The 7,287-nt window shown below is 66.4% G+C and carries 7 protein-coding genes and 1 pseudogene; 1 reads left to right on the forward strand and 7 read right to left on the reverse strand.

Going from position 1 to position 7,287, the window contains the following annotated elements:
• The 6 genes from VGH54_RS22870 to VGH54_RS22895 all read right to left on the reverse strand — a co-directional run.
• A partial coding sequence (locus tag VGH54_RS22870; protein WP_331514386.1) for an adenosylhomocysteinase occupies positions 1 to 1,138 on the reverse strand: 1,138 nt, incomplete at its 3' end.
• Between the two features lie 99 nt (positions 1,139 to 1,237).
• Complete coding sequence (locus VGH54_RS22875; RefSeq protein ID WP_331514387.1) at positions 1,238 to 1,894, reverse strand: TetR/AcrR family transcriptional regulator; 657 nt, start codon at positions 1,892 to 1,894, stop codon at positions 1,238 to 1,240.
• A 71-nt stretch (positions 1,895 to 1,965) separates the two neighbouring features.
• Positions 1,966 to 2,181 (reverse strand): rubredoxin, encoded by a 216-nt coding sequence (locus VGH54_RS22880; protein ID WP_331514388.1) that lies wholly within the window; start codon positions 2,179 to 2,181, stop codon positions 1,966 to 1,968.
• Positions 2,178 to 2,462: a rubredoxin gene (locus VGH54_RS30095; protein WP_414688775.1), complete on the reverse strand. Its 285-nt coding sequence runs from the start codon at positions 2,460 to 2,462 to the stop codon at positions 2,178 to 2,180. Before VGH54_RS30095 ends, VGH54_RS22880 begins: the two co-directional genes overlap by 4 nt.
• Positions 2,362 to 3,609 carry an alkane 1-monooxygenase gene (locus VGH54_RS22890; RefSeq protein ID WP_414688774.1) on the reverse strand — a complete coding sequence of 416 codons (1,248 nt, stop codon included), beginning with the start codon at positions 3,607 to 3,609 and terminating at the stop codon, positions 2,362 to 2,364. The genes VGH54_RS30095 and VGH54_RS22890 overlap by 101 nt, the downstream gene beginning before the upstream one ends.
• Positions 3,610 to 3,698: 89 nt before the next feature.
• Positions 3,699 to 5,180, reverse strand: a complete 1,482-nt coding sequence (locus tag VGH54_RS22895) for an amino acid permease (RefSeq protein WP_331514390.1) — start codon at positions 5,178 to 5,180, stop codon at positions 3,699 to 3,701.
• 31 nt (positions 5,181 to 5,211) lie between these two features.
• On the opposite strand from VGH54_RS22895, the gene VGH54_RS22900 reads away from it, so the two are divergent.
• Positions 5,212 to 6,606 (forward strand): oxidoreductase, encoded by a 1,395-nt coding sequence (locus VGH54_RS22900; protein ID WP_331514392.1) that lies wholly within the window; start codon positions 5,212 to 5,214, stop codon positions 6,604 to 6,606.
• On the opposite strand, the pseudogene VGH54_RS22905 reads toward VGH54_RS22900, so the two are convergent.
• Positions 6,607 to 7,287 (reverse strand): annotated as a pseudogene (locus tag VGH54_RS22905) (mannose-6-phosphate isomerase, class I); the annotation flags it as partial. It lies immediately after the preceding gene.

The raw sequence follows: 7,287 nt of genomic DNA on the forward strand, positions 1-7,287 counted from the left end.
GCCTGGCGCCCGAGCGCTCCAGCTTGGCCATCTGGATCTCGTCGTCGAAGTGGCCGATATTGCCCAGGATCGCCTGGTCCTTCATCGCCTTCATGTGCGCCAGCGTGATGATGTCCTTGTTGCCGGTCGCGGTGATGACGATGTCCGCCGCGCCAATCGCGTCCTCGACCGTCTCGACGTCGTAGCCCTCCATCAGAGCCTGCAGCGCGTTGATCGGGTCGATCTCGGTGACGGAAACACGTGCGCCCTGGCCCGCCATCGACTCCGCGCAGCCCTTGCCGACATCGCCGTAGCCGCAGATCAGCACCTTCTTGCCGCCGATCAGCACGTCGGTGCCGCGGTTGATGCCGTCGATCAGCGAGTGGCGGCAGCCGTACTTGTTGTCGAACTTCGACTTGGTCACCGAGTCGTTGACGTTGATGGCCGGGAAGGCCAGGTCGCCGGCGGCGGCGAACTGGTAGAGCCGCAGCACGCCGGTGGTGGTCTCCTCGGACACGCCCTTGATCGACGCGGCGATCTTGGTCCACTTGTCTTTGTCGGTCTCGAAACGCTTGCGCAGCAAGCTCAGGAACACCCGGTGCTCAGCCGAGTCGTCTTCGTCGTCGGGCGGCACCACGCCGGCCTTTTCGTACTGCGCGCCACGCAGTACCAGCATGGTGGCGTCGCCACCGTCGTCCAGGATCAGGTTCGCGGGCGCGGCGGTGCCATCAACATCGGGCCAGGTCAGAACCTGCTCGGCGGCCCACCAGTACTCCTCGAGGGTCTCGCCCTTCCACGCGTACACCGGCACACCCTGCGGCTTCTCGGGGGTGCCGTGCGGGCCGACGACCACCGCGGCGGCGGCGTGGTCCTGGGTGGAGAAGATGTTGCAGGAGGCCCACCGGACCTCGGCGCCCAGCGCGGTGAGCGTCTCGATCAGCACCGCGGTCTGCACGGTCATGTGCAGCGAACCCGAGATACGGGCCCCCTTGAGCGGCTGGACGTCGTGGTATTCGCGGCGCAGCGACATCAGACCCGGCATCTCCTGCTCGGAGAGTTCGATGTCGCGGCGGCCGTAGTCGGCCAGCGACAGGTCGGCCACCTTGAAATCGAGCCCGTCCACCACGTCGGGGGTCAGCTGCTGTTCGGTCGTCGTCATCTACTACCCATTCCTCTGGTCAACTAATTAGCTTGGTTACACATTAGTCGCGGCGTATTCTCGGTCGCGATCTGAGGTCAGTCGGATTCGACAAGCCTATTAGTTGGCTTCGCCCGGCTCGCCGGTGGTACCACCCCGGGCCTCCGCGTCGAAGTCTTCCCGGAACTCGCCATAACGCTCGGCCGCCGGCGTCATCAGTCGTGCCAGGTCAGCGGCCACGTCGTGGTCGGCCTCGGGCGGCATCGACACGTAGCTCATGGCCAGCCGGACGATGGCGCGCGCGATCATTCCGGAGTCTTCCTCGCTGGCGCGCATCCAGCTGTGCACGAACGACGAGGTCAGGCGGGCCGAGCAGTGCGTGATGATGGGCCCGCTGTCGGTGGTGATGATCTGCAGCAGGTCGGGTTTGGCCACCCCGGTCAGCAGCGATATCACCAGCGGGTCGGCCGCCGAGTCGGCGAAAAACGCCCGAAAGCCTTGCAGGAAGGCCGCATACACATCGCCGACGTTGGCGTAGATGGCGTCCTCGACGGCATCCACCAGACGGTCGGCCAGCCGTAGCGCGTAGCCCTGGGCCAGGCCGTGCCGCGATCCGAACTCGTTGTAGATGGTCTGCCGGCTGATGCCCGCGGTGCGGGCCACATCGGCCAGCGTGATCGCCGACCAGTCGCGACTACCCAGTAGTTCGCGCATCGCGTCGAGCACCGAATCACGCAGAAGGGCCCGCGACGCCTCGGCGTACGGGACCCTTCGCATACGCGCGACCCTAACGCTTCTTGCGCCACTCCTGTGTATCGCGGCGCTCGACGTGGTCGCGCTGATTGGTGTCACGAGCGGGCGACTTCCACCATCTCGAAGTCCGACTTCGCGGCGCCGCAGTCCGGGCAACTCCAGTCCTCAGGGATGTCGTCCCAGCGGGTGCCGGCCGCGATGCCGTCCTCCGGCCACCCCTTGGCCTCGTCGTACTCGAAGCCGCACTGCACGCAGACGAACAGTTTGAACGGGGTCTGACGCTCTTCGCGCAAGCGCTCATCGCAGCTCATTTCGTTACCTCCAGAATTTCGAAGTCGGGCTTTTCGCCTGCGGCGCAGTCCGGGCAGCCCCAGTCCTCGGGAAGTTCGTCCCACCGGGTTCCCGCCGCGGGCGACTCCCAAAGGCCTTCCCGCACAGAGCCGTTGGATTCGTCGTAGACGTAGTCGCAGCCGGGGCAGCGGTGGCGGCCATCAGGCCGCGGCTCCGTAGCGGGCCAGCATCTTCTCGCGTAGGCGCGGTTGCACGTTGACCCGGGTGATGTCGCCGCCGTAGTGCGCCAGTACCCGGTGATCCATCAGCCTGCGCCACAGCGGCGGGAAGTAGGTCAACCCGATCAGCGCCGCGTAACCGCTCGGCAGGTTCGGCGCCCCGTCCATGCTGCGCAGCGTCTGGTAACGCCGGGTCGGGTTGGCGTGGTGATCGCTGTGCCGCTGCAGGTGGTACAGGAACAGGTTCGTGACGATGTGGTCGGAGTTCCAGCTGTGCTCCGGCGTGCAGCGCTCGTACCGGCCGCTGTCGTTCTTGTGCCGCAGCAGGCCGTAGTGCTCGAGGTAGTTGACCGACTCCAGCAGGCTGAAGCCGAAGACCGCCTGGACAATCAGGAACAGGATCAGCGCCGGGCCGAACACGGCGATCAGCGCCCCCCACAGCACCACGGTCATCAGCCAGGCATTGATGACGTCATTGGACAGATAGGTCTTGGGATTCCACGGGTTGCCGCCCTGCCGGCGCACCCGCTGAGCCTCCAGCCGCCACGCCGACTTCGCACTGCCAACCACGCTGCGCGGCAAGAACTCCCAGAACGTCTCACCGAATCGGGCCGACGCGGGGTCTTCCGGTGTCGCCACCCGGACGTGGTGGCCGCGGTTGTGCTCGATGTAGAAGTGGCCATAGCCGGTCTGCGCGAGGGTGATTTTGGACAGCCAGCGCTCCAGCGAGTCCTTCTTGTGGCCCATCTCATGAGCGGTGTTGATGCCGACGCCGCCCAGCGCGCCCACCGACAACGCGAGGCCGATCTTGGCCGGCCAGCTCAACGGCCCCTCGTACCCCAGCCAGCTCAGGTTCGACGCGGTGAACAGGTACGCGCCGAGAATCAGGCTGACGAACTGGAACGGGATGAAGGCGTAAGTGCAGTAGCGGTAGTACTTGTCGTTTTCCAGCCACTCCATCACCTCGTCGGGAGGGTTCTGGCCGTCGGCTCCGAACCGCAGGTCAAGGGCCGGCAGCAGGACATAGAGCAGGATCGGTCCGATCCAGAACAGCACCTGTGATGCGGTCTGCCAGCCGGCCTGATTCATCGCCCAGACGAACGGCAGGATCGTCAGCAGCAGCGTCGGGACGATCAGTCCCATCAGCCACATGTAGCGCTTCTTGTCCTGCCAAACCCTTGCGTTCGGACCTAATGCCGCGGTCATATTGCCAACCTCCTTGTGAGCCATAACACCTTGAGATTGGACAATAGCTGGCCCTACGTCCTTTGTCTAGACACAGAGCCGTTGTTTGTAAAGCAGCTACGGCCGCGCTGGCGTCAATCGCCTACCCGCGCGCTGGCATCACGCCTGGCCAGAACCGATTTCCGGTGTCCGTAGCCCAGGTAGATGAAAACCCCCGCGGCCATCCACACGCCGAATCGAATCCAGGTGACGACGGTCAGGTTGACCATCAGCCAGACACACGCGCCCACCGAGGTGATCGGCAGCAGCGGCACCATCGGCGCGCGAAATCCGCGCGGCAGGTCCGGACGGCTGCGTCGCAGCACGATGACGCCGGCGGACACCAGCAGGAACGCGAACAAGGTGCCGACGTTGACCATTTCCTCGAGCTTGTCCGCCGGAAACGCCGAGGCAGTGGCGCCGACCAGCAACGCGACCAGCACGGTGACGCGCACCGGAGTGCCGTGCGAACCGGTCTTGGCCAACCGCCGCGGCAATAACCCGTCGCGGGCCATGGCGAACAGCACCCGGCATCCACCGAGCAGAAGCACCATGACCACAGTGGTCAGGCCGGCCAGCGCGCCGACGGAGATGATCCCGGAGGCCCACTGCACGCCATTCGCGGCGAAGGCGGTGGCGAGGTTGGCGTGGTGGCCGTCGGGGGTGGTCTTCAGCTGCGTGTAGGAGACCATGCCGGACAGCACCACTGACACCGCCACGTAGAGCACGGTCACGATGCCCAGCGTCGCCAAGATCCCCCGCGGGACGTCGCGCTGCGGGTTCTTGGTCTCCTCGGCCATCGTCGCCACGATGTCGAATCCGATGAACGCGAAGAACACGATCGAGGCCCCGGCGAGCACGCCGTACCAGCCGTAGTGGCTGCCGTGCGCGCCGGTGAGCAGCGACAGCAACGACTGGTCGACCCCGCCGCCGGCGTTGCCGCCCTCGCGCGGCGGGATGAACGGCGAGTAGTTCGCGGCCTTGACGTAGAACGCGCCGACGACGATCACCAGCACCACCACCGCAACCTTGATCGCGGTGACCACCATCGAGAATTGCGACGACAACTTGGTGCCCAGCGCGATCAGGGTGGCCACCACCCCAACGATCACCAGCGCACCCCAGTCCAGCGCGAGCGGCCCGACATTGACTGTGGCACTGGAGAATCCGAGTACCGTTTGCAGGTAACTGGACCAGCCTTTGGCGACGACGGCGCCGCCGATCGCCAGTTCCAGCACGAGGTTCCAGCCGATGGTCCAGGCCACGAATTCGCCGAAGGTGGCGTAGGAGAATGTGTAGGCGCTTCCCGCCACGGGCAGCATCGACGCGAATTCGGCGTAACACAGCGCGGCCAGCCCGCAGGTGATCGCCGCGATGAGAAATGAGATCCAGATCGCGGGCCCGGTGATGTCACCCGCGGTAGAAGCGGTGACGGTGAAAATGCCGGCTCCGATCACCACCGACACCCCGAACACGCAGAGGTGCCACCAGCTCAAATCCTTGCGCAGCTGGGTATCCGGGTCGTCGGTATCGGCAATCGATTGTTCGATCGACTTGGTGCGCCAGCGATCAGCCATTGACCCGGACAGTACCGAGTACGGTGGCTAGATGGGTGGGGAGAATTCCCGGCGGCATGCCGTAGTTATCGGCGCCAGCATCGCCGGATTGTGCGCGGCGCGGGTGCTGTCCGACTTCTACGACCGGGTAACGGTGTTCGAGCGCGACGAGCTGCCGGCCACCCCCAGCAACCGCACCGCCGTCCCGCAGGGCCGTCACGTTCATCTGCTGATGGCACGCGGCGCGATGGAATTCGACGGCTTGTTCCCCGGTCTGCTCGACGCCATGGTGGCCGCCGGCGTCCCCATCCTGGAGAACCGCCCGGACTGCATCCACTTCGGCGCGGCCGGCCACGTGCTCGGCACCGGGCACACACTGCGCGATCAGTTCACCGCCTACGTGCCCAGCCGCCCGCAGCTGGAGTGGCAGATCCGGCGCCGGGTACGCGAGCTCGCCAACGTCGAGATCCAACACCGCTCGGTGGCCCAACCACGCTTCGACTTCGATGCGCAGCGGGTGACCGGGGTGTTGCTGGACAGCGACGCCGGCGAGCCCGACTTCCTCGCCGCCGACCTGGTCGTCGACGCGGCCGGCCGCGGCACCCGGCTGCCGGTGTGGCTGGAGCAGTGGGGATTTCAGCGTCCGCCCGAGAAGACGGTCGACGTGGGCATCGGCTATGCGTCGCACCAGCTTCGGCTTCCCGAGGGCGCGATCCGTGAGCGGGTGATCGTTGCCGGCGCGTCGCGGGAGCAGCCACTCGGGCTGGGCTTACTCGGCTACGAGGATGGCACCTGGACACTGACAACCTTTGGCGTCGCGAAAGTCGAACCGCCGCATACCTTTCCCGAAATGCTGGCGCTGGCTAACGCGCTGCTCCCCGAACGAATCGCCACCGCGCTGCAGCAGGCCGAACCCGTCGGCGAGGTGGCTTTCCACCGCTACCCCGTCAGCCGGTGGCGCCGGTACCACGAGCTGGAGCGGTTTCCGGCCGGGATTCTCCCGTTGGGCGACGCGGTGGCCAGTTTCGACCCTACGTACGGCCAGGGCATGACGATGACCTCGCTGCAGGCCGGTCACCTGCGCCGAGCGCTGGCCGCCGGTGCGGGCGAGGACCTGGTGCGCCGGGTGAATCGGGCCACCGCCAAGTCGACGTATCCGGTCTGGACGATGACGGCGATCGGCGACCTCACCTTCCACCACGCGACCGGGGACAAGCCGTGGTGGTTCGGCCCGGTGGGCAGTCTGTTCGACCAGTTCCTCGGCGCCGCCGAGACCGATCCTGTTCTGGCCGAATGGTTCTTGCGCCGGTTCTCGTTACTGGACAGCCTTTACATGGTCCCGTCGGCGAGGCTGGTCGGCCGTACTATTCGGCACAACATGCGACTCTGGCGCGCCGAGCGTCGAGCTGGCCGGCCGGAACGCCGCGGCGCGCTGGCGCCGCACTGATCACAGGCCGAGGGTAGTCCGGAAGATCTTCGTCGACTCGTGCGCGACCAGCCGGATGGGACCGTCGTCGGCGGCCACCCAGGCGGCGGCGCCACGAGTGAGCGTCAGCGCCCCGCCCTTGCCGTGCACCGCCGTGGCACCCTCGACGCACAGCAGGATCTGCGGACCGTCGTGGCGCGACGGCGCATCGACTTCGTGGCCGATCTGGTCGTCACCCAACGTGAGCATGGACGCCGCGAACTCGGCGGTAGGCGTGTCGTAGAACGACGCCAGTCCATCCGGATGCGTCTGGGCACGCAGTTGAGATTCGGTGGTGGGGTTGAAGTTCAGGACCCGCAGCAGCTCGGGAACGTCGACGTGCTTGGGGGTCAGGCCACCCCGTAATACGTTGTCGGAGTTGGCCATTACCTCTAGGCCGACGCCGCGCAGGTAGGCGTGCAGGTTGCCGGCCGACAAGAAGATCCCCTCGCCGGGACCGAGTGTGATCCGGTTGAGCAGCAGCGCGGCCAGCACGCCGGCGTCGCCGGGATACCGCTCGCCCAGCTCCAGCACCGTCTTGGCTACGGCCGCGAATTCCGTTGCGCCCGAGCTCAGGTAGCTGATTGCACCATCCAGTACCGCAGTCACCAGCACGTCGACGTCGGGCGGCGGGGCGGTGATCCAGGTGGTGAACAACGCCCG

Source organism: Mycobacterium sp. (assembly GCF_036488105.1).
Taxonomy (GTDB): domain Bacteria; phylum Actinomycetota; class Actinomycetes; order Mycobacteriales; family Mycobacteriaceae; genus Mycobacterium.